This is a genomic window from Endozoicomonas sp. SESOKO3 (assembly GCF_024606255.1).
In genome coordinates this window covers 1-1,092 of the sequence record NZ_JAHHPR010000139.1, presented here as the reverse complement: position 1 = coordinate 1,092, position 1,092 = coordinate 1, and the positions used below count along the sequence as shown (strand labels likewise).

Below are 1,092 nucleotides of genomic sequence, written 5' to 3'. Positions count from 1 at the left end.
AGTCGCTGCCTGCAATGGGACTCGTCGGCTCAAACCCGCTGCCAACTCATTTCTTGTATGCCGGTAAGTTAGCTGAACCTGAACTGCCCAATCCTTTTCGAGGGCGTCACAAAATGCTGGCTCCCATGCTCTCAGGCCCTGAGGGTCCCAGCCGTGGGAACGAGTTGTTGCCCCTGCCCTTTTGGCCAATGAAGCCAACCCGCCACATTAGCCTGTTGGCTATATCCCCAGAAGATCCGGAGCCCCAGCCTGACCTTAACCTTAATCTTGTTTTTGCCCCTGTTCAAAAATGCCTGCAACAAAAAAGGCAGCTGCTTCGAATGTTACGAATCAAACGACTATGGGCTATTACGACAAGCCAAACAACGCTGGCCCGGATTTTATCAGACCGGATCATGGTGATTGAAGCGGATCTTCTGAATATGGAAAGATCAGACCCTTTCACGATGCATCCGGGCTTGGTTCAGACATGGCTGGCAGAGAATGGTCAGGAACTCAGTGTTTACCTTGAGATCGCTGCTGGTAAATATTCTGGCCGGCAGGCGGCCACCAGGAAAAAGAATCCATCCTCCCGAACGACCAAAGCATCAACGCCCGCAACAACAGGTCAGACCGGCCAGAAGAGCGGATCTACTGCCCGCAACCAGCGAACCGGATCAACAAGCGGCAGTGGTCGTGGAGATGATGACCCTCTGAAACCCTCAGCTGAGCAGGATGCCAGAAACCCGATGATAACTTGTTCAAAATGTAACAAGGCACTGAATCGACAGGAATTAGGACGTTTAGCCAATGAAGCAACAGCTTCAGCGTTTTTATGCAACAATTGCCTTTCGGGCACTCACAGTAAAAAAAGAGCAAAACGAATACGGGAAGAAACAGAGTCGGATTCATCAGAACCTGACCAGAAAAAAAAGAAGGGCGCGGCTAGAAAGAGAAAAATTTCAAAAGCAGCGGCTGCACCACCAGCCAATAAAAAGAAACTGGCAGATACTCAAATTTTCGATGATCCATTGGAAACAGTAAAAGCAAATATCCATTACGAATTAAGTCAGGAAGAGCTGGAAAAAGCGCAAACCCTGATGGAGGTATTCA

General features: G+C 49.2%; 2 protein-coding genes. One reads left to right on the top strand and one right to left on the bottom strand.

The window, feature by feature from the left end; translation table 11 throughout:
* Nucleotides 1–189, bottom strand: a 189-nt coding sequence (locus KDK18_RS02480) for a hypothetical protein (RefSeq protein ID WP_257252953.1), incomplete at its 3' end; no start/stop codon positions are given.
* On the opposite strand from KDK18_RS02480, the gene KDK18_RS02475 reads away from it, so the two are divergent.
* Nucleotides 189–1,092, top strand: a 904-nt coding sequence (locus KDK18_RS02475; RefSeq protein WP_257252952.1) for a hypothetical protein, incomplete at its 3' end; no start/stop codon positions are given. The genes KDK18_RS02480 and KDK18_RS02475 overlap by 1 nt on opposite strands.